Origin of the sequence: Falsarthrobacter nasiphocae, assembly GCF_031456275.1 — a bacterium.
Lineage (GTDB): Bacteria > Actinomycetota > Actinomycetes > Actinomycetales > Micrococcaceae > Falsarthrobacter > Falsarthrobacter nasiphocae.
Genome location: NZ_JAVDUI010000001.1, coordinates 1 through 22,955 on the forward strand (window position 1 = coordinate 1; position 22,955 = coordinate 22,955).

The window sequence follows — 22,955 nt, forward strand, 5'->3', positions numbered from 1 at the left end:
CACCTGGGTGCGGGAGCGTTCGTCGTGAGCGCCATGGGCTCCGCTGCCCGCACGTAGGCGCGAGAGGCTCCTCCTCAACGAGTTGTCCACGTTTGCCGAGGGTCCGGCGCGGCGCGAGCGCCGATGCGGTTCCCTGGGTGCATGGGTGATCGAGAAGGACAGACGGAAGGGGCCAGCGCAGCCTTCCTCGCGCGCTTGAGGAGCGCGGAGCGGCGCCGGGAGCCGGGCGGCACCGAAGCCGCCACGGGGGCTGGGACAGGGCTTGGGAGCGGGGGCACGGAGCCGCGTGGCGGGAACGCGGATCCAGCTGACCGGCACGGGGGGAACGGGGTGTTCACACGGCGACTCGCCGAGCGGTGGCCCGTGTCCGTGCGCCGTGCCGTGGCCGTGGTGGCCGCGCTCCTGGCCCTCGCTGGCCTCCTTCTCTGGAAGTACTCGCCGGCCGCCGGAACCTCTACGCTCCGAGGAGACGAGTCTGCCCAGTCAGTAGCCACCGGCGGGGGCCAGAGCGGGCACCCCGTGGCGGTGCCCACCCCGACGCCCGCCCGCGGCCGCGGACCCGCTGGCACCCGGCCGCCGAGTCCAGGCGGGGCCGCGTCCGAGGTGACTGTCGACATCACTGGCGCCGTCAAGAAGCCGGGCGTCTACACACTGCCGGCTCCCGCGCGGGTCGCCCAGGCGATTGACCGGGCCGGCGGCCTCGCGGCCAATGCGGACGAGGACCGGATCAATCGGGCCGCACTGCTCGCCGACGGCGCCAAAATCACCGTGCCGCGGGTCGGCGAGCCGGCCGGGCCCCCTCAGCTTCCCGGCCCCGCGGCCCCGGCCCCTGGAGGCGGCGAGGCCAGCCGCGGAGGCTCGGATGCCGGGAAGACCTCCGCCGGGGCCCCCGTCCGGATCAACGGGGCGAGTGTGGCGGAGATCCAGACTCTCCCGCGCATCGGTCCCGTCCTCGCACGGCGGATCGTCGACGACCGCGAGGCGCGGGGCCCCTTCGCCTCACTGGAGGACCTCGGCCGGGTCAAGGGTCTGGGGCCGTCCATCCGGGAGGGAATCGCGGGCCGTGTGGTCTTCGATCGCTGAGCGGTGGCGACGCTTCCGACAGACCTCCACGATCCTTGTGTGCGCGGCAGCCCTCTGGGCGGGGACAGCTGCCTTGCACCACGGCCGGGCGTCACTGGCGCTGCTCTGCGCCGCGGGCGCCTTCCTCGCGGCCCTTCGCCACCCGGCGGGGCTGGCCTATCGGGCGGCGGCCACTGCGGCGGTCGGCGTCGTCGTCCTGGCTGTGGTGGGGGACGTCAGCGGACAGCCGCGCGCCCGCGAGGCCCTGCTGGCCCATGGGCGCGACGGCCGTGAGGTGACGCTCCGGCTGAGAAGCGAGCCGCACGCGGCGTTCGGGCGCCGCTTGCCAGATCGTGCCGAGGACCGCACGAGTCCGGCTCGCGAGGGTCAGACCCCCGCCGCGCGGAGCGGCGGGGCGCGGGCGGCGGTGGGGCTCTGTGAGGCAGAGGCGCGGATCGTCGAGCCGACGTGGGCGGACGGGACGGTGGCCCTGGTGCGAACGCCCTGTGCGGGCGGTGCCGATGCGCCCGGTGCCGGGGACGTCGTGCGGGGCAGGGTTGGATCCGTCTCACCGCCCCGGGGCCAGCCCCAGCGGCACGCCGTGACACTGACGTTGAAGCATGTCGAGACAGTGGAGGGGTCGTCCTTCGCCGCGATCAGGCAAGCGCGCCGCGCGGCCGAGGCTGCCTTCGCCGTCAGCGCCGGGGCCGGAAGCGGCCGGGTGGCGGCGGCCATGGTGTACGGGGGAGAGGCGGGGGACCCGGGCGCCCACGCAGCGATGCGCGCTGCTGGACTCAGCCATCTCACGGCAGTCTCCGGGGCCAATTGCGCCGTCCTCGTCGCCGCCGCCGTCATGGCGGCGCGGTTGTGCCGAGTGGGCTTGGCGGTGCAGACGGGCTCGGCTCTCGCCTCCGTCGTGGCCTTTGTGGCCCTGTGCGGGCCGGACGCCACCGTCCTTCGGGCCGCCGCGATGGGATCCGTCGGTGCCATCGGGGCGCTCGTGGGGCGAGGTCGTTCTCCGTTCGCGCTCCTCGGCGTTGCCATTCTGGTCCTTCTGGCTGCGGACCCCTGGATCGCTCTTGAGATCGGGTTCGGCCTCTCCGCGGCAGCCACAGCCGGCATCCTCCTGTGGTCGTCATGGATGACGGAGCGTCTCGCCACCGTGCTGCCCGCCTGGCTGGCGTCCCCGCTGGCGATGACGCTCTCGGCGATGCTCGCGTGCCAGCCGATCCTCGCGCTCATCACCGACAACGTACCGGGACTCTCACCGGCGGCCAACGTCGTCGTCGCGCCCCTCGTGCCCATCGTCACCCTCCTCGGCACCGGCGTTGTGCTCCTGGCGCCGCTGCATGCCGGGGCTGCCGCAGCCATGGCATGGGTGCCTAACCGCAGTGCCGACGCCATTGTCTGGGTGGCGCGGACCGCGTCGTCAAGCCACCTCAACGAAACGGACCTGCCTGTCGGAGCGGCGGGCTCGGTGCTGGCGTTCGCGCTTGCCGCTGCGGTCACCTGGCGCGCCGGAGCCCCGCCACGGCAGCGCGAGACGTGGCTCGCCCGGCATCCTGCCCTTGCTCGCGGCCGGGCTGCGGTGTGGGCCGTGCCCGCCGCCCTCGTGGCCGCATTCCTCGCCCCGCCCGAGCGCGGGGTCCTCCGGGAGTGGCAGGCTGCCGCATGCGACGTCGGGCAAGGGGACGCCGTCCTTCTCCGCACGGGTGCAGACCGGGCCGTCCTCGTGGACGCGGGCCCGCCCGGCGGGGGACTGCCGGGGTGCCTGAGAGAGTTGGGCGTCCGGGCCTTGGATCTCGTGGTCATCACCCACGGGCATGCCGACCACTTCGGGGGGCTTGCGGATCTGGCGGGGGACTTCGGCGCGCCAGCCGTCGTCGTCGGGGAGCCGGAGGGGAGCGAGCGATTCCAGGCGCGGGCGCGAGTGGCACCCGATCGCCTTACCCGGGCGGACCGGTCCCGTTTCGCGCCCGGAGACGTGCTCTTTGACCAGGGCGGCCTCCGGCTCACCCTCATCCGAGCCTCCCCACCGGCCGCCTCGGGTGCCAACGAGAACGCCGAGAGCCTCGTTCTCCTCGCGCGCTCCTCGCGCGACGGCTCCGATCTGACTCTTCTCCTCACTGGGGACCTCGAGACGGGTCAGGATCACGGCGTGGCCGAGACCCTCCGGGGAGAGCTCCACGGCGAGCGGCTCGACCTCGTCAAGACAGCCCACCACGGGGCGAAGAACGGGACGCGGGCCTACCTCGATGCCGCGCTGCCGCGCCTCGCGCTCATCAGCGTGGGCCGCGCCAACCCCTACGGGCACCCCCACGCAGCGACCCTCCGCGAACTCGGGCAGCGGGGGATCGCGGTCCGGAGGACCGACGAGTCCGGCACGGTGACGGTGCGCAAGCGAGGCGCCGACCTCGAGGTCAGGAGCCAGCGGTGAGGCGGCTCCGGCAGACACAGGGCAGGGGAGGCCGAGGGGCGACAGCGAGGGGCAGACCTCCGCAGGACGCGCTGCCGGGACTTCTGAGCTGGGAGCCGCCACGGCGGCCTCACGGGGCACCGGAGCCGCGCCCTGGCCCGGCCCGATACGATGGTTCCGGCCCCCGACCCAGGAGAGTGGAACCCATGGCAGACGTTCGCAGCCCGCGTGAGGCCGAGCTCGCCCCGCTCGTCCTGTTCCTCGGGCCCGAGGAGTTCCTCTTCCGCAAGTACTCGCCGAAGCTGCGCGCCCAGGCACAGTCCCAGAGCCCGGACTCAGAGATCCACCGCCTCGACGCGTCCACGAGCGCGGGGGGAGAGCTGGACGCGGCCACGCAGGCGTCGCTCTTCTCCCCGGCCGCCTACGTCGAGGTGGAGAACCTCGCGGCCATGACCGAGGCCTTCCTCGAGGATGCCCTGGCCTACCTGGCCAACCCGGCGCCCGAGGTCGCCCTCGTCATGCACCACGCGGGGGGCAACCGGGGCAAGAAGCTCCTCGACCAGCTCAAGCGCTCGGCCGTGGTCTACGACTGCGCCACGCCGAAGAAGGACGCCGAGAAGCAGTCATACGTCCTGCACGAGTTCCGAACCGCCCGGCGGCGCATCTCGCCGGACGCGGTCACCGCGCTCGTCGCCGCCGTGGGGACGAGCCTCGCGGAGCTGGACTCCGCGTGCGCGCAGCTCATCCAGGACGTCCCGGGAGACGTGGACGCCGCCACCGTGGACACCTACTACGGCGGTCGGGTGGAGGCCACGGCGTTCAAGGTGGCCGACGCCGCCCTGGCGGGGCAGACGGCCCACGCGCTCGGGATTGCCCGAGCGGCGATGAACACGGGCACGGACCCGGTGCCGCTCGTCGCCGCCATCGGGGCCAAGGTCCGCAGCACGGCCCGCGTGTTCGAGTACCGAGGCGGCCCGGGGGACGCGGCGAAGGCGTTCGGCATGGCGCCGTGGCAGGCCAAGAACGCCCTGGCGGACTCGCGCCGGTGGAGCACGCAGACGCTCCGTCAGGCCGTGGCCGCCGTCGGCGAGGCGGACTACAACGTCAAAGGCGGGACCCGGAACCCCGCCTTCGTCGTCGAGCGGCTCATCATCGAGATCGGGCGCCTGCTGTCCCGGCGCTGACGCCCCGGTGCAGCCCGGCCGCCCGGGCACAGAAAAACCTCAGCCCCGGTGCACAGTGCACCGGGGCTGAGGCAGACGCGGTCAATGCCGCGGCAGACGGACTCGCTTAGAGCGCCGCAACCTTCTTGGAGATGGCCGACTTGCGGTTGGCCGCCTGGTTGCGGTGGATGACGCCCTTGCTCACGGCCTTGTCGAGCTTGCGGCTCGCGGCGGCGAGGGCGGTGGTCGCTGCTTCCTTGTCGGCGGAGGCGACAGCCTCGTTGACGGAGCGAACGAGCGTCTTCAGCTCGCTCTTGACAGCCGCATTGCGCTGACGAGCCTTCTCGTTCGTCAGGATGCGCTTCTTCTGGGACTTGATGTTGGCCACAACTGCTCTTTCACTGATGGAGAACTGGTCGGTGAGGGTGTCCCGCCGTGGTGACGACTGAGCGGCGTGGGGTACCGCGGGGATCACCTGACGGGGTGCCCGTCGACCTGCGCGGACACACAACCACACAGTCTAGCAAACATGCGGCGGATCGCCCGATTCCTGACCGCCGCCGTGTCGCGCGGGGAGTTCGCCGCGCGGACGACGCGCGGGACAGCCGTCTTCATGGGAGAATGAATCACTGCCCTGCCTCCACTCTTCGCAAGGATAATTCGTACCCGTGTCGCCCAAGGCCCTCAACGCGCTGACGCCCGCGCAGACCCCCGCGGAGCTCATCCGCAATTTCTGCATCATCGCCCACATTGACCACGGCAAGTCCACCCTCGCGGACCGGATGCTGCAGTTCACCGGGGTCGTGCAGCCGCGTGACATGAAGGCGCAGTACCTGGACCGCATGGACATTGAGCGGGAGCGTGGCATCACGATCAAGTCCCAGGCCGTCCGCATGCCGTGGGAGCTGGACGACACAACCTACGCGCTCAACATGATCGACACGCCGGGCCACGTGGACTTCACCTACGAGGTCTCCCGCTCGCTGGCGGCGTGCGAGGGCGCCGTCCTCCTCGTCGACGCCGCGCAGGGCATCGAGGCTCAGACCCTGGCCAATCTCTACCTGGCCATGGAGAACGAGCTGACGATCATCCCCGTGCTCAACAAGATCGACCTCCCCGCCGCTCAGCCGGAGAAGTACGCGGAGGAGATCGCGTCGCTCATCGGCGGAGACCCCGCGGACGTCCTCAAGGTCTCCGGCAAGACGGGCGTGGGCGTGGAGCCGCTGCTCGACAAGATCGTCCGTGACATCCCCGCCCCGGTCGGCGACCCGGACGCCCCGGCGCGTGCCATGATCTTCGACTCGGTGTACGACACGTACCGCGGCGTTGTGACGTACGTGCGCGTCGTCGACGGTTCCCTGAGCCCCCGCGAGCGGATTGTCATGATGTCCACCCGCGCCACGCACGAGCTCCTGGAGATCGGCGTCGTCTCCCCGGAGCCGATCCCCACCCAGGGCCTCGGCGTCGGCGAGGTGGGATACCTCATCACTGGCGTGAAGGACGTGCGCCAGTCCAAGGTGGGCGACACGGTCACGAACTTCGCCAAGCCCGCCGAGGACACGCTTGCCGGCTACGAGGACCCCAAGCCCATGGTCTTCTCGGGCCTGTACCCCCTGGACGGCACGGACTACCCGGTGCTCCGCGACGCGCTGGACAAGCTCAAGCTCAACGACGCGGCCCTCGTGTACGAGCCGGAGACGAGTGCTGCGCTCGGGTTCGGCTTCCGTGTCGGCTTCCTTGGGCTGCTCCACCTGGAGATCGTCCGCGAGCGGCTCGAGCGCGAGTTCAACCTTGACCTCATCTCGACGGCGCCCAACGTCGTCTACGAGGTGGAGCTCGAGGACCGCTCGCGCGTCGTCGTCACCAACCCCTCGGAGTTCCCCTCCGGGAAGGTGACGGAGGTCAAGGAGCCGATGGTCTCGGCGACCATCCTCGCGCCCAATGAGTTCGTGGGGGCCATCATGGAGCTGTGCCAGTCCCGTCGCGGCCAGTTGAAGGGCATGGACTACCTCTCGGAGGAGCGCGTGGAGATCCGCTACTGGCTCCCGCTCGCCGAGATCGTCTTCGACTTCTTCGACGTGCTCAAGTCCCGCACGCGCGGCTATGCCTCCCTCGATTGGAAGGCGGACGGCGAGCAGGTCGCTGACCTCGTCAAGGTGGACATCCTCCTTCAGGGCGAGCAGGTGGACGCGTTCTCCGCGATCACGCACCGCGACAAGGCCTACGCGTACGGCACCCGCCTGACGGCGAAGCTCCGGGAGCTCATTCCGCGCCAGCAGTTCGAGGTCCCCATCCAGGCGGCGATCGGCTCGCGCATCATTGCCCGCGAGAACATCCGCGCCATCCGCAAGGACGTGCTCGCCAAGTGCTACGGCGGCGACATCAGCCGCAAGCGCAAACTGCTCGAGAAGCAGAAGGAAGGCAAGAAGCGCATGAAGATGGTGGGCCGCGTCGAGGTCCCGCAGGAGGCGTTCATCGCCGCGCTCTCGTCGGATGAGTCGAAGGACTCCAAGGACAAGAAGAAGTAGCCCGCGTGGCTCCTTCACTGCCCCTCGGCGAGAAGCCTCCCCTCGACGGCTCGCTGCCCCCGTCCGCCCTGGAGGGCTCGGCGGGCCGCCCTCTCTCGCTCTACGTCCACGTGCCGTTCTGCTCGGTGCGCTGCGGCTATTGCGACTTCAACACGTACACCGCCACCGAGCTCGGCGGCGGGGGCGCGCAGGCGGAGTACGCGGGTCAGGCGGTGCGGGAGTTGGATCTCGCGCGCCGGGTTCTCGGCGCCGGTGAAGAGGCCGACGACGGTCGGCCGCTGCACTCGGTCTTCTTCGGCGGGGGGACGCCGTCGCAGCTGCCCGCCGAGGATCTCGCGGCCATTCTCCGTGCGGCGGTCGAACGGTTCGGGCTTGAGCCAGGGGCCGAGGTGACGATGGAGGCCAATCCGGACTCGGTCACCCGGGAGATGCTCGAGGCGATGGCCGCGGAGGGCCTCACTCGCGTGTCCTTCGGCATGCAGTCCGCCGTCCCGCACGTCCTGCGCACCTTGGACCGCACGCATGAGCCGGAACGTCTGCCCGTTGTGACGGCGTGGGCGCGGGAGCTGGGCCTGTCGGCGAGCGTGGATCTCATCTACGGCACACCGGGCGAGAGCCTCGGGGATTGGCGGCGCTCCCTCGAGGAGGCCATTGCGCTCGAGACGGAGCACGTCTCGGCGTACTCGCTCATCATCGAGGACGGCACGAAGCTCGCGGCCCGGATGCGGCGCGGTGAGCTGCCCTACCCGAGCGACGACGAGGCCGCGGACAAGTACGAGCTGGCCGACTCGCTCCTCACCGCGGCGGGCTTTGAGTGGTACGAGGTGAGCAACTTCGCGAAGAGTGAAGCAGAGCGCTCCCGCCACAACCAGGCGTACTGGCTTGGATCAGACTGGTGGGGCGTCGGCCCCGGTGCGCACTCGCATGTCGGGGGCGTCCGCTTCTGGAACGCGAAGCACCCCACGGCCTACGCCCAGCGGCTGCTCGCGGGGGAGAGCCCGAGTGTGGGGCGGGAGGTCCTCACCGAGGAGCAGCGACACGTGGAGCGCGTGCTCCTGGAGATTCGCATGCGGGAGGGGCTGGACCTCGCCGTCGTGGGGCCGGCGGGCCGTGAGAAGGTCGCGGGGCTGATCGCCCGCGAGCTGGTTGAGCCGAAGGCGGCGTTCGCCGGGCGGCTCGTGCTGACCCTCAGGGGCCGGCTCATGGCGGACGCGGTGGTTCGCGAGCTTCTCGACTAGCGGATGAGGCGCAGGTTGAAGTCGTAGCGGTACGGGCGGCCGCGCTCGACCTCGATGCCCGCGAGCACCGAGAAGATCGTGACGATCACCCAGATGATGGCGTGGACGACCGCGAAGAAGCCGCCGATCCCCGGCAGCGGGGACAGGGCCAGCGCGATGAGCGCGAGGATCGTGGGGGGCAGCGTGAAGTTGAGCGCCTCCTTGGACTCCTGGGCGGTGAACGGGCCGCGGTCTTTGAAGACGAGGAAGATCAGGAGCGAGGGCACGCACATGAGGACGCCGCCGAAGTGGGCGAGCGTGGCCCACTGGCGGTCCTGCGCCGCGGTCAGCGGGAGGGCAGAGGCTGGGGCGCCTTCGAACCGGTCCGTCTCGGACTCGCGGGGATCGTGCTCAGAAGAAGCGTGTGCCACGGGGTGCTGTTACCTGATTCGCTCGAGTGGGGGTGGGGTCTTGCGGGTATGGCAATTCTAGCGGCCAATCGGCGCGCCGGTCGCCCTCAGGCGGGTCCGGCGCCGGGTGGGACGGTGACGAAGTCGATCACTTCCTCGACGCGCCCGAGCAGACTCGGCTCCAGATCCGCATAGGTGGTCACGGCTCCGAGGATGCGGCGCCAGCCGTTCGCGACGTCGGCCTGGGAGGCGTGAGGCCAGCCGAGGCCGCGCAGGATGCCGGTCTTCCAGTCCTGGCCGCGCGGAACAGTGGGCCACGCAGCGAGTCCGAGGACGCCGGGCTTGACCGTCTGCCACACGTCCACGTAGGGGTGTCCGACGATGAGGACATTGCCCCGCGCGCCCGGAGTGCGCATGGCCGCGTCGCGGATCCGGCTCTCCTTGGTGCCGTCGACGAGGTGATCGACGAGGATGCCGAGCCTGCGCGTGGGGGACGGAGCGAAGTCCGCGATGGCTGCGCCGAGGTCGTCGACGCCGTGGAGGGGCTCGACGACGATCCCCTCCACGCGCAGGTCGTCGCCCCAGACCTTCTCGATGAGCTCCGCGTCGTGCTTGCCCTCGACCCAGATTCGGCTGGCCCGGGCGGTCCGCGCGCGCTGGCCGGCGACCTTGACGGACCCGCTCGCCGTCCGCTGGGGCCCCTTGGGGGCGGTCGGCGCGGGGGGAGTGAGGTCGATGGCCTGGCCGTCGAGGAGGAGTCCTGGCCCGAGGGGGAAGGCGCGGATCGCGCCGTGGCGGTCCTCGAGCTCGATGAGGATCGCGCCTCCGGACTTCTCGATCCGGACCACGGCGCCCACGAACCCCGAGAGCGGGTCCTCCAGCACCATGTCCCGCTCCACGGGCACGCGGGGCAGCGCCTTCTTGACGGGCTTGGTGAGACGGGTGGGACCCCACGAATAGTCGAACTGCGGCACGGGGTCCTCCGGGTGAGATGGGTGGGCGTGTTCGCTCAGGGTGAGCCGGTGACTAGCCATACTAGAGTTAGCACTTGTGCGAAGTGACTGCCAGCCGGGAGCGCGCGGCGGCGGGATCTCCGCACGGAACCAGCCATCGAGACGCCACGGGGGAGAGCGAGTGTCAGCCAGCGTGCCGAACGAGCGCCGCCTCGCCGTGCTCCGCGCCATTGTCGGAGACTACGTGTGCACGCGCGAGCCCGTGGGGTCGAAGGCCCTGGCGGACCGCCATCATCTCGGGGTCTCCCCGGCCACCATCCGCAACGACATGGCCGTCCTCGAGGAAGAGGGCCTCATCACGGCCCCGCACACGAGCGCAGGCCGCATCCCCACGGACCGCGGCTACCGCCTCTTCGTGGACCGGATCTCCGAGGTCAAGCCCCTCTCTGCGGCGGAGCGGAACGCCATCCGCACCTTCCTGGATGGGGCTGAGGATCTCGACGACGTCATGCTGCGCAGCGTGAGGCTCATGAGCCAGTTGACGCAGCAGGCGGCGATGATCCAGTATCCGGTGAGCTCCGCTGCGAGCGTTCAGGCCATCGAGGTCGTGGAGCTGAGCGAGACGATCTCGCTGGTCATCCTGGTGACGAGCTCGGGTCAGGTGTCGCAGCGGACGGTGGCGCTGCCGGGCCTGGCACGGCCAGAGGTCGAGGCCGCCCGGGACAGCGCGCGGGCCCTGCTGGTCGGCCTCCCCCTGGAATCGGCGGGCGCCTCGGCGCGCGCCGCCGTCCCGCTGGAGGGGCCCCCGGGTCCGCCGAGTGCCGTGGGGACCATCCTCGTGGCCGCTGCGGAGATCTGCGACTCGTTCCGGGTCTCCCGCCTGGCGATGAGTGGCACGGCCCACCTCGCCCGCTCCCGGCGAGACTTCGCCTCCTCCGTCACGCCGGTGCTCGAGGCCCTCGAGGAGCAGGTGGTGCTGCTGCGCCTGCTCTCGGAGATCTCCCTCGAGGAGCGGGATCTCGAAGTGCGCATTGGCAGCGAGAACGCCGGGCCCCTCTCCGAGGCGGCCGTCGTCGTCGCCCACTACGGAAGCCCGGACTCACCGGAGGGTGGGCTGGGAGTCATTGGGCCCACGCGCATGGACTACGCCGCCTCCATGGCGGCAGTGCGGGCCGTGGCCCGCTACATCACACGCATTCTTCACTCAGACGAACAAAGGATTCTCCCGCAGTGAGCCATTACGAGACGCTTGGCGTCGCCCAGGACGCGAGCGACGAAGAGATCAAGCGGGCCTACAAGAAGCTCGCCCGCAAGTATCACCCGGACATCAATCCGGGGGAGGACGCGGCTGAGCAGTTCAAGAAGGTCTCGCACGCCTACGAGGTGCTGAGCGACCGCGAGCGGCGGGCCAACTACGACCGCTTCGGCGACGCGAACGGCAACGCCGCCCCGGGCTTCGGCGGCGGCGGCGGATTCGGAGGCTTCGACTTCGGCGACATCTTCGGCTCGTTCTTCGGCGGAGGACAGCGCGGCCCCGCCTCGCGCGCTCAGGCCGGCCAGGACGCGCTCATCGGCGTCCAGGTCACCCTCGAGGAGGCCGTCTTCGGTGTCACGCGCTCCATCGACGTGCGCACGGCCGTCGTCTGCGAGACGTGCAACGGATCGTGCTGCGAGCCCGGCACGCGCCCCACGACATGCGACGTCTGCCGGGGCTCGGGTCAGATCGCCCAGGAGGTCGTCACACCGCTCGGCCGCATGCAGTCGGCCGCCCCGTGCGGTTCCTGCCGCGGATTCGGCACCGTCATCAAGCACCCCTGCGTCACGTGCCAGGGCCAGGGCCGCGTCCAGGAGCGCCGCAGCATCACGATCAAGGTCCCTGGCGGCATTCGCACGGGCAACCGCATTCAGCTCCGCGGCGAGGGCGAGGCCGGCGTGGCCGGAGGCCCGGCGGGAGACCTCTACGTGGAGATCAAGGTCAAGCCAGACTCGGCGTTCGAGCGGGACGGCGACGATCTCACGACGAACATCGCAGTGCCGATGACGACGGCCGCGCTCGGCGCTGAGCTGACGATCGACACGTTCGACGGACCGCAGACGGTCAACGTCGAGGCGGGCACCCAGAGCGGCACCGTCCGCACGCTCCGCGGCCTCGGGGCCAAGCGGCTGCGCAACGGCGTCGCCACGGAGGACCGTGGCGACCTGCGCGTGGTCATCAACGTCGAGACGCCGACCAAGGTCAAGGGGCGCGAGCGGGAGCTCCTCGAGGAGCTCGCCCGCCTGCGCGGCGAGGACAAGCGCTCCGGCACGGTCCGCGCTGACGCCCAGGCCGGGGGCGTGTTCTCTCGCCTGCGCGGCAAGTTCGGCGGCGGGCACGCGTGACCCTGCACCAGTTCGCGGCCGGGCGGTCCCTTGCGGGGGCTGAGCTCGGCGGCCGCGTCGTCGTCGAGGGCGGTGAGGCCAAGCACGCGCTGACCGTCCACCGTCTCGCTGACGGCGCCCACGTGCGCATCTCTGACGGGGAGGGGCGGGTCGTCGTCGGTCCTGTCAGCGGTGACTCGATGCGCGGCAAGGAGCCGCGCCTCGTCGTCGTGGCCGAAGAGATCCTCTCAGTGCCGCGGCTCGCTCCGCCCGTCCGGGTGGTGCAGGCCCTCGCCAAGGGGGACCGGGACCTCGCCTCGATCGAGACGTGCACCGAGCTGGGCGCCGCCTGGGTCACACCGTGGGAGGCGGAGCGGTCCGTGGCCCGCTGGCCCCAGGCGAAGGCGGAGAAGTCGGCGGCCAAGTGGCGCAACACGCTCGAGGCGGCCGCCAAGCAGTCGCGCAACCCGTGGACGCCCCTCCTCGAGCCCCTCGCGCAGACCAAGGTCCTCGCGGGACGGGTCAGGGAGGCCGTCGCCTCGGGCGCCCTCGTGGTCGTCCTTCATGAGGACGCGCCGGAGGGACTGGTCGACGTCGCCTGGCGGAACGCGGACGCATGGCCCGTGCCGGAGGTGTGGCTCATCGTCGGGCCGGAGGGCGGGATCTCGCCCCGAGAGACCGAGGCGCTGACCGGGGCCGGAGCCGCGCTGGCGGGGCTGGGCCCCCGCGTGCTCCGGTCGTCGTCGGCCGCGCCGGTGGCCATGGCAGCGCTTCAGGCGGTGACGGAGGCCCTTGAGCTGGCGGGACTGGGGGCGGCTCGCCGGAAGCACTCAGGGCAGGCCCCTAAAATGGACGTCGATGACTGATCACAGTGAGCCGGCCGAGTCCGTCCTGACCTTCGGGTCGTCCGAAGAAGCCCTGAGGGTCCTAGGCCCAGGGGACCGAACCATCGGGTTCGTCGAGAGCCGGCTGCCCGGCGTGGTCTTGACGCCCCGCGGTGAGAGCCTGCGGGTGTCCGCCCCTGACGCGGCCGCGTTGCGCCGCGCCGAAGACCTCCTGGGGGAGCTGCGCGGCGTCGCCCGCCGCGGCACCCCTGTCACCGAGCACCTCATCGGGCAGGTCGTGAGCATGCTCGACGCGCGCGGGGACGAGCCCGGCGCGGTGCCGGCGCCCTCCGAGGTCCTCACGACCAACATCCTGTCCTCGCGCGGCAAGAGCATCCGCCCCAAGACCCTCAACCAGCAGAGGTACGTCGAGGCGATCGACGCGAACACCATCGTCTTCGGCCTGGGCCCCGCGGGAACAGGCAAGACGTACCTCGCCATGGCGAAGGCCGTCCAGGCCCTCCAGCGCAAGGAAGTCAACCGGATCATCCTGACCCGTCCCGCCGTCGAGGCGGGGGAGCGGCTGGGGTACCTGCCGGGCACCCTGAGCGACAAGATCGACCCGTACCTCCGCCCCCTCTACGACGCGCTCCACGACATGCTGGACCCCGAGTCGATCCCGCGCCTCATGGAGGCCGGCACGATCGAGGTCGCCCCGCTCGCCTTCATGCGCGGGCGAACGCTCAACGACGCGTTCATCATCCTCGACGAGGCACAGAACACGACGGCCGACCAGATGAAGATGTTCCTGACTCGCCTGGGCTTCGCGTCGAAGATGGTCGTCACGGGCGACTCGTCCCAGGTTGACCTGCCCACCGGGTCCAAGAGCGGCCTCGCGGTCGTTGAGTCCATCCTGGACGGGGTCAATGACATCGACTTCGTCCACCTCACGGCGGGGGACGTCGTCCGGCACCGCCTCGTCAGCGACATCGTCAACGCCTACGGCGTCTGGGATGAGCGCGGGGCGAACGGGGGCCGCGCATGAGCGTCGAGTTCATCAACGAGACGGACGCGGAGGTCAACGTCACGGCCGTTCTCGCCTGCGCGCGCTTTGTCCTCGAGCGCATGCACTTGCACCCGGAGACGGACGTCGCCATCACCCTCATCTCCCCGGAGGAGATGGAGCGCCTCCACCTCGACTGGATGGATCTCGAGGGCCCCACGGACGTCATGAGCTTCCCCATGGACGAGCTGCGTCCCGGCTCGCCGGGGTCCGTCACGGGTGTCGGCGTCCTCGGCGACGTCGCCATCTGCCCCGCGGTCGCGGCCGAGCAGGCTGCGGCGCAGGGGCACTCTCTCGACGACGAGGTCCTCCTCCTGCTGACCCACAGCCTCTTGCATCTCATGGGCTTTGACCACGACGACGACGCAGCCCGCGCCCGGATGTTCGCCCTCCAGGACGAGCTCTTGACGTCCTTCCTGGGCCGCCCCGCTCCGAAGGCGACGACTGCGTGACCTACCTTCTTCTCGGAATCCTCTTCGCCATCGCGATCTCCCTCGCGGCGGTCCTCCTGGCCGCAGAGTCGGCCCTGAGCTACCTGCCGCGCTCCGAGGCGGAACGCCTCGGCAGGGGGCGGCACGGCGCCTCGATCCAGCGGATCCTGGCGCACCCCCACAGCCACCTGCACGGCGTGCGCTTCCTGAGGATCTTCTTCGAGATGAGCGCCGCCACGGCCGTCGCCTTCATCGCCGTGGAGCTCATCGAGTCGCTCTGGATCGCGGGCCTTGTGACCACGGTGGTCATGGCGGCCCTCTCGTTCGTCATCGTCGGCGTCTCGCCGCGGCAGTTCGGGCGTGCCCACTCGTCGGCCGTCGTCGTGGCCACGGCGCCGACCGTGAGCTTCCTGTGCCGCCTTCTCGGTCCCATCCCGCGCTGGCTCGCCGATGCTGGCCGCAAGCTCGCGGGGGAGTCTGCGCCCGTCGATGACGCGTTCTTCACCGAGGAGGAGTTCCGCGAGTTCGTCGACCGCGCCTCGGACGCTGACTACATCGAGGATGAGGAGGCCGAGCTCATCCACTCGGTCTTCGACCTGGGCGACACGCTCGTGGCGGGTGTCATGGTGCCCCGCACGGACATGATCACGATCCACCGTGAGGAGCCGCTCGAGAAGGCGGTCCGCCTCTTCGTGCGCTCCGGCTTCTCGCGCATCCCGGTCATCAACGAGTCGGCGGACGACGTCGTCGGCATGCTCTACTTCAAGGATGTCGCGGCGCGGCTTCACGGCCCGCATCGGGGCGGCGGCTCCCACGTGGACCCTGCGAGCCTCACCGCGGAGGACGTGGCCCGGGAGGCGCGCTACGTGCCGGACTCGATGCAGGCCGCCGAGCTGCTCCGCCAGCTCCAGCGGGAGTCCATCCATGTGGCCATCGTCGTCGACGAGTACGGCGGAACGGCCGGCCTCGTCACCCTCGAGGACGTCCTCGAGGAGATCGTCGGCGAAATCGTCGACGAGTATGATGCCAAGGACATCGTCCCTGTCCCCACGGAGGACGGCGGCTGGGAGGTCCCGGCCCGCATGAGCCTCGATGACCTCGGTGACCTGGTCGGGGCGGAGATTGAGGACGACGACGTCGAGACCGCCGGTGGTCTCCTCGCGAAGGCCCTCGGCCGCGTTCCCATCGTGGGCAGCCGCGGCGAGATCCTTGGCCTTGACCTGGTGGCCACGCGCAGCGAGGGCCGCCGCAACCGAATTTCGCACCTTGTGGTGCACTATCGGCCCTCGCACGAGGCCGCGACGGAAGAAGACGCATGAGCAACGAGAACCGGGGCGCCGCCCCCCATCGCGCTGAGGCCGAGCGGGAGGAGTTCGCGGAGCCCGTCGAGGGCTTCCGGGCCGGCTTCCTCTCGTTCGTCGGCCGCCCCAATGCGGGCAAGTCCACGCTGACCAATGCCCTTGTGGGGGACAAGGTCGCCATCACCTCGAACAAGCCCCAGACCACGCGCCACGCGATCCGGGGCATCGTCCACGGAAGTGACTTCCAGCTGGTCCTGGTGGACACGCCCGGGCTGCACCGGCCCCGGACTCTGCTCGGCAAGCGCCTCAACGAGCTCGTGGCCCAGACGCTCGCGGACGTCGACGCGATCGCGTTCTGCATCCCCGCCGACGAGCCGATCGGCCCCGGTGACCGCTTCATCGCCCAGCACATCCGGGACATGGGTCGCAAGCCGCTCATCGCGATTGTGACGAAGGCTGACCGTGTGAGCCGCCAGGCCCTGGGGGAGCAGCTGCTCGCCGTCCAGAAGCTCGGCGAGTCCGTGACGGACGGCGAGGGCTGGACCGAGATCATCCCGGTGTCGGCCACGGCAGGGTTCCAGGTGGACGAGGTCGCCCGCGTCCTGGCGCAGCACATGCCCGTGTCCCCGCCGCTCTACCCCCTGGGCTCGGTCACGGACGACGAGGACGCGAAGATCGTCTCGGAGCTCGTCCGCGAGGCGGCGCTCGAGGGCGTCCGGGACGAGCTGCCGCACTCCCTCGCCGCCACCGTGGAGGAGATTCTGCCCAGGGAGGGCCGCCCCGCAGACCGTCCCCTTCTGGACGTCCGGGTGACTGTCTACGTGGAGCGGCCGAGCCAGAAGGCCATCATCATCGGCAAGGGCGGCTCCCGCCTCAAGCACATCGGGGCCACGGCCCGCCCGGAGATCGAGCGCCGCCTCGGCAGCCAGGTTCACCTCGATCTCCACGTCAAGGTCCTCAAGGACTGGCAGCGGGACCCGAAGCAGCTCAACCGACTCGGATTCTAGAAGGTACGTCGACCATGCCCTCTTCCTTGCCCCAGGACTCCGCCGAGCCGCGCCCTGTGCGCGGGCGGTGGTACCGCCGGTCCGTTGTGGAGCGGGACCCGGCGGTCGTCGCGAAGGACCGCCGCAGGCGCCTCGCGATGCGTGTGACGAGTTGCGTGCTCGTGCTGGCGCTCGTCGTCGCTGGCGGCTTCGTGGCCAAGCTGCGGGGAAATGTCCAGACGGCGCCCCTCACCCTGGGGGCTGGGGGAACGCTCGACGACGGGCCGCTCGACATCCTGCTGCTCGGCACGGACACGCGCTCGGCTGAGAACGCGAAGTACGGCGGATCGGAGTTCACGACGGGCGAGGGGCATTCCGACGTCATGATGCTCATGCACATGTCGGCGGACCGAAAGCGCGTCACGGTCGTGAGCTTCCCCCGCGACACGCTCGTCCCGCTGCCCGCCTGCACGGACCCGCACACGGGCAAGACCTACCCGGCTCAGGACCTCGCGATGCTCAACTACGCGCTGAGCTACGGCGGGCCCGGATGCACGGTCGCAGCCATCAACAAGCTGACGGGTCTGAACATCGATCACTTCATGATGGCGGACTTCACGGCGGTCAAGGAGATCTCGAACGTCGTGGGCGGCGTCGACGTGTGTCTGAACTCTGCCGTGACGGACCCGATGAGCGGCCTCAAGCTGCCTGCTGGCGTCTCGTCCGTGAAAGGCGACTCGGCCCTGGCCTACCTGCGGACCCGCCATGGCTTCTCGGACGGCGGCGACATTGGCCGCATCCGCGCGCAGCAGGCGTTCATGGCGTCGCTGACCCGCAAGATCAAAAGCGAGAACACGCTGACGAACCTGCCGCGCCTCTACCGGATCGCGGACGCCATGACGCAGAACCTCACGGTGGACGAGGGGCTCTCGAACATCCCCACCCTCATCGCGGTGGCCAAGAACATGAACGACGCCGACCTCGGGGACATCGCCTTCGTGACGCTGCCGACGATCACCTACGAGCCGGACCCGAACCGGCTTGCGGTGGACGAGTCCAAGGCGAGCCGTCTCTTCGACGTCCTTCGTCGCGACGGCGATGTCACGGAGCGCCCCGCCGCGCCAGCCCCGTCGTCGCCCGCCCCGTCTCCGTCCGCCACAGACACGCAGAAGCCGTCCGCGAGCAGGACGCCTACCCCGAGCCCGACCGCCACGGAGCCCGCGCTCCAGCGCGCGGGCATCCCCGTCTACGTCATCAACGCGCTCGGGGACACGGGCCGGCCCGCCGAGGTCGTGAGGATCCTCAAGAAGGCCGGATACACGTCGGCCGAGGACGGCGGCAAGGGGGACACGACGGTGCCCGCCACGCAGATCCTCTACACGGACGGGTACGAGGAGGTGGCCAAGGACCTGGCCGCCAAGCTCAAGGTCAACAACGCCCAGCTCGTCAAGACCGCGTCCGTGGTGAGCGTTCAGGTGCTGGTCGGCGAGGACTTCGCGCAGGGCACGACGGTGTCCTCCGCGAAAGACACCGTCGGCGGCGGGCTCTCGGGGCAGACGGCCAACCAGGTCACGTGCCAGCAGGGCAATCCGAGCGAGTAGGCCCACCTTCGCGGCGGATGTCCACCATGTGGAATGCCCTGTCCAGTCGCTGAGACCTCGCCGCCGCGCGAGTGTTACGTTCTTAGGACACATGCGCCGGATGGCGCCCCGGACCACGGGCGGGCGGCGGAAGCCGAACCTCGCCCGGCGACTGCAAGGAGCCGCGTTGAAGAACCTCCAGAAGCCCTCGGGCATGCCGTTCTCTCGGTACACGCCTTTCCACGAGCAGATCGCCGTCAGCCTTCCCGACCGCACATGGCCGGACCGCCGCAGGGACGTCGCTCCCCGCTGGTGCGCCGTGGACCTGCGCGACGGCAACCAGGCGCTCATCGACCCGATGGACAGCGAGCGCAAGCTCGAGATGTTCGACCTGCTCGTCGACATGGGCTTCAAGGAGATCGAGGTCGGGTTCCCGGCCGCCTCTCAGACGGACTTCGACTTCGTGCGCGAGCTGATCGAGCAGGACCGCATCCCGGACGACGTCCACATCCAGGTCCTGACGCAGGCGCGAGAGCACCTCATCGAGCGGACCTTCGAGTCCCTGCGCGGCTCTGATCGCGCGATCGTTCACCTCTACAACTCGACGTCCGTCCTTCAGCGCCGCGTCGTCTTCCGGGAGGACCAGGACGGCATCGTCGACATCGCCACCCAGGGCGCCCGACTGTGCCGCAAGTTCGAGGAGGAGCTCCGCGGCACGAACGTCGTGTACGAGTACTCGCCCGAGTCCTTCACGGGCACGGAGCTCGACTTCGCGGCCCGCATCTGCGGCGAGGTCGCCGAGATCTTCGAGGTCGGTCCCGACCGGCCCGTCATCGTCAACCTGCCCGCCACCGTCGAGATGGCCACGCCCAACGTCTACGCGGACTCCATCGAGTGGATGCATCGCAACCTGCCGCACCGCGAGAACGTCATCCTCTCCCTGCACCCGCACAACGATCGCGGCACGGGTGTGGCCGCGGCTGAGCTCGGCTACCTGGCCGGCGCGGACCGCATCGAGGGCTGCCTGTTCGGCAACGGCGAGCGCACCGGCAACGTCGACCTCGTGACGCTGGGACTCAACATGTTCAGCCAGGGCATCGACCCGCAGCTGGACTTCAGCCAGATGGACCATATCCGCCGGACCGCCGAGCACTGCACCCAGCTCGCCGTGCCGGAGCGCTCGCCGTACGGCGGAGACCTCGTCTTCACCGCCTTCTCCGGCTCCCACCAGGACGCCATCAAGAAGGGCCTCGAGCAGATGGAGGCGGACGCCGCGGCCGCCGGGGTGGGCATCGATGACATCCCCTGGGCCGTCCCGTACCTGCCCATCGACCCGAAGGACCTGGGCCGCAGCTACGACGCGGTCATCCGCGTCAACTCGCAGTCCGGCAAGGGAGGCGTGGCGTACCTGCTGAAGAACGAGCGCCAGCTGGACCTGCCGCGCCGCGCACAGATCGAGTTCTCGAAGGTCGTCCAGCACCGCAACGACACGGTCGGCGGCGAGGTCACCGGCCAGGAGCTGTGGGCCATCTTCACGGACGAGTACCTGCCAGCCGCCGGGGAGGGGGCGGACCGCTGGGGCCGCTTCCGCATCGGCAACGTGCGCACGCGAGAGGACGGGGAGCACCCTTTCACCCTCGAGCTGCGACTCGACGATGCAGGTGAGGTCTCGACGAGGTTCGGCCACGGCACGGGCCCGGTTGACGCTCTCCTGTCGATCTTCGCGGAGGTTGGCGTGGACGTCCGCGTCCTCGACTACGCGCAGCACGCGCTGAGCGCCGGCGGCGACTCCCGCGCGGCCGCGTACGTCGAGTGCGCTGTGGGCGGCCGGGTTCTGTGGGGCGTCGGGATCCATGACAACACGACGACGGCGTCCCTCAACGCGATTGTCTCCGCCGTCAACCGGGCCTGCCGCCTGGAGGCCTCCGAGGACGCGGATCGGTAGTCTGGACGGGTGAGTCGAGCCCGTTCCAAGACGTATTCCACGCGCGCGATCGTCCTGCGGACGCACCCGCTCGGCGAGGCCGACCGGATCGTCGTGCTCGCCACGCGGGAGCACGGCCTGGTCCGGGCGGTGGCCAAGGGGGTCCGCAAGCCCTCGAGCCGCTTCGGCGCCCGGCTTGAGCCGTTCATGGTCTCCGACATCCAGGCCTCGGAGGGCCGCGGCCTGCACACGGTGACGCAGGCCGTCTCGGTGGCCGGCTACGGCGTGGGGATCGTGCAGGACATGGACGCGTTCCTCTTCGCCTCGGCCATCGCGGAACTCGCGGAGGTCCTGGGGGAGGGGGACGCGTCCGTGCCGCTCTACGACCTCCTGCTTGGAGCCTTCGCGGCCCTCGCACGCGCCGCATACCCGCCTCAGCTGATCTTCGACGCGTTCGCGATCAGGGCGCTCGCCCGCGCCGGCTGGGACATGAGCGTGGACGCGTGCGCGGTGACAGGCAGCGTCGAGGGGCTCAACGCCTTCTCACCGAGCCACGGCGGCGTCATCGCCGCGCGCGTGCCCGGCGCCTCCGCGCTGCGGCCCGGCACCCGGGAGCTCTTGTCTTCGCTAAAATCGGGTGACTGGTCTTCGGCCCTCGGCTCAGACGAGGCGGCGCGGCGCCAGGCTCACGGCCTGACGAAGTCCTTCCTCGGCTGGCACCTGGAGCGGACCATGTCCTCACTCTCGCGATTCGATCGGCAGACATGACTACCCCCTCTCTCGTCCCGCCCCCGCCGCACCCGTCGGGTGCCCGCCCGCCCCGGATCCCCCGCCAGTTCGTCCCGAAGCACGTCGCCATCGTCATGGACGGCAACGGGCGCTGGGCCAACGCCCGGGGCCTTCCTCGGACGGAGGGGCACAAGGCGGGGGAGCGCGCTCTCATGGAGGTCATGGCCGGCGCCGTCGAGCTGGGGATCCAGCACGTCTCCGTCTACGCATTCTCGACGGAGAACTGGAAGCGCAGCCCGGACGAGGTCCGTTTCCTCATGGGCTTCTCTCGCGACGTCGTCCGGGACCGCAGCCACACCCTCAATGAGTGGGGAGTGCGCATCACCTGGTCGGGGCGGGAGCCGCGCCTGTGGAAGTCTGTTATCCGCGAGCTCAAGGCTGCGGAGGACCTGACGCGAGGCAACACGGGGCCCAACCTGAACATGTGCGTCAATTACGGCGGCCGGGCGGAGATTCTCGACGCCGTCAACCAGCTCGCCGCCGAGGTGGCCGCGGGGCGGCTGCGCCCGGGCTCCATCCGCGAGTCAACCCTGGAGAGGTTCCTCTATTCTCCCGACCTGCCGGACGTGGACCTCTTCCTGCGCACCTCGGGGGAGCAGCGCACGTCCAACTTCCTCCCGTGGCAGTCGACCTATGCGGAGATGCTCTTCCTCGACGAGCTGTGGCCGGACGTGGACCGCACGACACTGTGGCGAGCGGTGGAGGAGTACGCGCAGCGGGACCGGCGCTACGGCGGCGCGGTGGACAAGGTCGCCCAGGGCTGAGGCTCGCGCTTCCGCCGGCGCGGGCGCCCGTTCGCATAGGCTACAAGCGTGAACATCTACCCCCTCTTCTTCAAGGTCGTCTTCTCGCGCATGGACCCCGAGCGGGCTCACGAGATCGGCTTCCGCATGATCCGCCTCGCCGAATCGACCGGCGTCAGCTCGGTCCTGCGGCGCCTCACCGCCCCGCACCCCTCTCTGGAGACGGAGGCCTTCGGCGTCCGCTTCCCGTCCCCGTTCGGCCTCGCCGCGGGCTTCGACAAGACGGGCGCCGGCGTCTCGGCCCTCGCTGACCTCGGGTTCGGCCACATCGAGGTCGGCACCGTCACGGCCCAGCCCCAGCCGGGCAACCCGGCCCCGCGCCTCTTCCGGCTGGTCAAGGACCGGGCCGTGATCAACCGGATGGGGTTCAACAATGACGGCGCCGAGGCCGTCGCACGCCGTCTCGCACCGCTCAAGGAGGCCCTGGAGCGGCGCTTCCCCCGCGCCCGCCCCGTCGTCGGCATCAATATCGGCAAGACCAAGGTGGTGGCTCTCGAGGACGCAGTGGAGGACTACCGGGCCTCGGCGCGGCGACTGGCGCCGCTCGCCGACTACATGGTCGTCAACGTCTCCTCGCCCAACACGCCGGGCCTGCGGCAGCTCCAGTCGGTCGAGGCGCTTGAGCCCATCCTGCGGGCCGTCCAGGAGGAGGCCACCGCGGCGGCGGGGCGGGATATGCCTCTCCTCGTGAAGATCGCGCCGGATCTTGCGGACGACGACGTGGCCGCCGTGGCCCGCCTCGTCACGACCCTCGGACTGGCCGGCGTGGTGGCCACCAACACGACGATCACCCGCGACGGACTGACGACCGTTGCCCGCGAGGTCGAGGACATGGGCGCAGGGGGCCTGTCTGGCGCGCCTCTCGCGGCTCGGTCCCTGGAGGTGCTGCGGCTCGTCCGGGCGGAACTGGGCGAGGGGCCGGCGGTCATCGCCGTCGGCGGAGTGACGAGCGCGGCGGACGTCCGCGCTCGCCTGGAAGCGGGGGCGACGCTTGTCCAGGGGTACACGGCCTTCCTCTACGAGGGGCCGTTCTGGGCGTGGCGCATCAACCGGGGCCTCGCCCGCCGCAGCTAGGCCACTGCGGCCTCACCAACGAACAGCGCGCCTGCCGCCCCCGTCTGGGGGAGTCAGGCGCGCTGCTCGCATG

20 protein-coding genes are annotated in these 22,955 nt (G+C 70.5%); 17 read left to right on the forward strand and 3 right to left on the reverse strand.

Annotated features, from left to right (window positions below; all coding sequences use genetic code 11):
• The first annotated feature begins 330 nt into the window (after positions 1 to 330).
• The 3 genes from J2S35_RS00005 (at position 331) to holA (ending at position 4,662) form a co-directional block, all read left to right on the forward strand.
• Entirely contained in the window at positions 331 to 1,083 is a 753-nt protein-coding gene (locus tag J2S35_RS00005) for a ComEA family DNA-binding protein (RefSeq protein ID WP_309848421.1), read from the forward strand.
• A 73-nt stretch (positions 1,084 to 1,156) separates the two neighbouring features.
• A complete protein-coding gene (locus tag J2S35_RS00010; protein ID WP_309848424.1) occupies positions 1,157 to 3,499 on the forward strand; it encodes a ComEC/Rec2 family competence protein in 2,343 nt (780 codons plus the stop codon).
• Between the two features lie 185 nt (positions 3,500 to 3,684).
• Positions 3,685 to 4,662: a DNA polymerase III subunit delta gene (gene holA, locus J2S35_RS00015; protein WP_309848427.1), complete on the forward strand. Its 978-nt coding sequence runs from the start codon at positions 3,685 to 3,687 to the stop codon at positions 4,660 to 4,662.
• Positions 4,663 to 4,768: 106 nt separating this feature from the next.
• On the opposite strand, the gene rpsT is transcribed toward holA, so the two are convergent.
• Positions 4,769 to 5,029, reverse strand: coding sequence for a 30S ribosomal protein S20 (gene rpsT / locus J2S35_RS00020; protein WP_309848430.1), 261 nt, complete (start codon positions 5,027 to 5,029; stop codon positions 4,769 to 4,771).
• 280 nt (positions 5,030 to 5,309) lie between these two features.
• Here rpsT and lepA point away from each other — a divergent pair, with 280 nt between their 5' ends.
• The gene (lepA, locus tag J2S35_RS00025; RefSeq protein WP_309848432.1) at positions 5,310 to 7,169 is read left to right on the forward strand and encodes a translation elongation factor 4; all 1,860 of its coding nucleotides are present in this window, start codon (positions 5,310 to 5,312) and stop codon (positions 7,167 to 7,169) included.
• A 5-nt stretch (positions 7,170 to 7,174) separates the two neighbouring features.
• Positions 7,175 to 8,407 (forward strand): radical SAM family heme chaperone HemW, encoded by a 1,233-nt coding sequence (hemW, locus tag J2S35_RS00030; RefSeq protein ID WP_309848435.1) that lies wholly within the window; start codon positions 7,175 to 7,177, stop codon positions 8,405 to 8,407.
• Here hemW and J2S35_RS00035 read toward each other — a convergent pair.
• Positions 8,404 to 8,817, reverse strand: coding sequence for a DUF4870 domain-containing protein (locus J2S35_RS00035; RefSeq protein WP_309848437.1), 414 nt, complete (start codon positions 8,815 to 8,817; stop codon positions 8,404 to 8,406). The two genes, hemW and J2S35_RS00035, sit on opposite strands and share 4 nt — an antisense overlap.
• Before the next feature lie 86 nt (positions 8,818 to 8,903).
• The gene (locus J2S35_RS00040) at positions 8,904 to 9,770 is read right to left on the reverse strand and encodes a DUF3097 domain-containing protein (protein ID WP_309848440.1); all 867 of its coding nucleotides are present in this window, start codon (positions 9,768 to 9,770) and stop codon (positions 8,904 to 8,906) included.
• 172 nt (positions 9,771 to 9,942) lie between these two features.
• Between J2S35_RS00040 and hrcA the strand changes: the two genes are divergently transcribed.
• The 12 genes from hrcA (at position 9,943) to J2S35_RS00100 (ending at position 22,882) form a co-directional block, all read left to right on the forward strand.
• Positions 9,943 to 10,983, forward strand: a complete 1,041-nt coding sequence (gene hrcA, locus J2S35_RS00045; RefSeq protein WP_309852930.1) for a heat-inducible transcriptional repressor HrcA — start codon at positions 9,943 to 9,945, stop codon at positions 10,981 to 10,983.
• Positions 10,980 to 12,128, forward strand: coding sequence for a molecular chaperone DnaJ (dnaJ, locus tag J2S35_RS00050; RefSeq protein ID WP_309848443.1), 1,149 nt, complete (start codon positions 10,980 to 10,982; stop codon positions 12,126 to 12,128). The genes hrcA and dnaJ overlap by 4 nt, the downstream gene beginning before the upstream one ends.
• A complete protein-coding gene (locus J2S35_RS00055) occupies positions 12,125 to 12,973 on the forward strand; it encodes a 16S rRNA (uracil(1498)-N(3))-methyltransferase (RefSeq protein ID WP_309848445.1) in 849 nt (282 codons plus the stop codon). Before dnaJ ends, J2S35_RS00055 begins: the two co-directional genes overlap by 4 nt.
• A complete protein-coding gene (locus J2S35_RS00060) occupies positions 12,966 to 13,976 on the forward strand; it encodes a PhoH family protein (RefSeq protein ID WP_309848447.1) in 1,011 nt (336 codons plus the stop codon). Before J2S35_RS00055 ends, J2S35_RS00060 begins: the two co-directional genes overlap by 8 nt.
• A complete protein-coding gene (ybeY, locus tag J2S35_RS00065) occupies positions 13,973 to 14,446 on the forward strand; it encodes an rRNA maturation RNase YbeY (protein WP_309848449.1) in 474 nt (157 codons plus the stop codon). The genes J2S35_RS00060 and ybeY overlap by 4 nt, the downstream gene beginning before the upstream one ends.
• Positions 14,443 to 15,744 (forward strand): hemolysin family protein, encoded by a 1,302-nt coding sequence (locus J2S35_RS00070; protein ID WP_309848451.1) that lies wholly within the window; start codon positions 14,443 to 14,445, stop codon positions 15,742 to 15,744. Before ybeY ends, J2S35_RS00070 begins: the two co-directional genes overlap by 4 nt.
• The gene (era, locus tag J2S35_RS00075) at positions 15,741 to 16,733 is read left to right on the forward strand and encodes a GTPase Era (protein WP_309848453.1); all 993 of its coding nucleotides are present in this window, start codon (positions 15,741 to 15,743) and stop codon (positions 16,731 to 16,733) included. Before J2S35_RS00070 ends, era begins: the two co-directional genes overlap by 4 nt.
• Positions 16,734 to 16,747: 14 nt before the next feature.
• Positions 16,748 to 18,313, forward strand: coding sequence for an LCP family protein (locus tag J2S35_RS00080; protein ID WP_309848454.1), 1,566 nt, complete (start codon positions 16,748 to 16,750; stop codon positions 18,311 to 18,313).
• A 166-nt stretch (positions 18,314 to 18,479) separates the two neighbouring features.
• A complete protein-coding gene (gene leuA / locus J2S35_RS00085) occupies positions 18,480 to 20,237 on the forward strand; it encodes a 2-isopropylmalate synthase (protein ID WP_309848457.1) in 1,758 nt (585 codons plus the stop codon).
• Between the two features lie 9 nt (positions 20,238 to 20,246).
• On the forward strand, positions 20,247 to 20,984 hold the full coding sequence (gene recO, locus J2S35_RS00090; protein WP_309848458.1) for a DNA repair protein RecO: 738 nt from the start codon (positions 20,247 to 20,249) through the stop codon (positions 20,982 to 20,984).
• Positions 20,981 to 21,769 carry an isoprenyl transferase gene (locus J2S35_RS00095; RefSeq protein WP_309848459.1) on the forward strand — a complete coding sequence of 263 codons (789 nt, stop codon included), beginning with the start codon at positions 20,981 to 20,983 and terminating at the stop codon, positions 21,767 to 21,769. The genes recO and J2S35_RS00095 overlap by 4 nt, the downstream gene beginning before the upstream one ends.
• 48 nt (positions 21,770 to 21,817) lie before the next feature.
• On the forward strand, positions 21,818 to 22,882 hold the full coding sequence (locus J2S35_RS00100) for a quinone-dependent dihydroorotate dehydrogenase (RefSeq protein WP_309848460.1): 1,065 nt from the start codon (positions 21,818 to 21,820) through the stop codon (positions 22,880 to 22,882).
• Positions 22,883 to 22,955 lie beyond the last annotated feature (73 nt).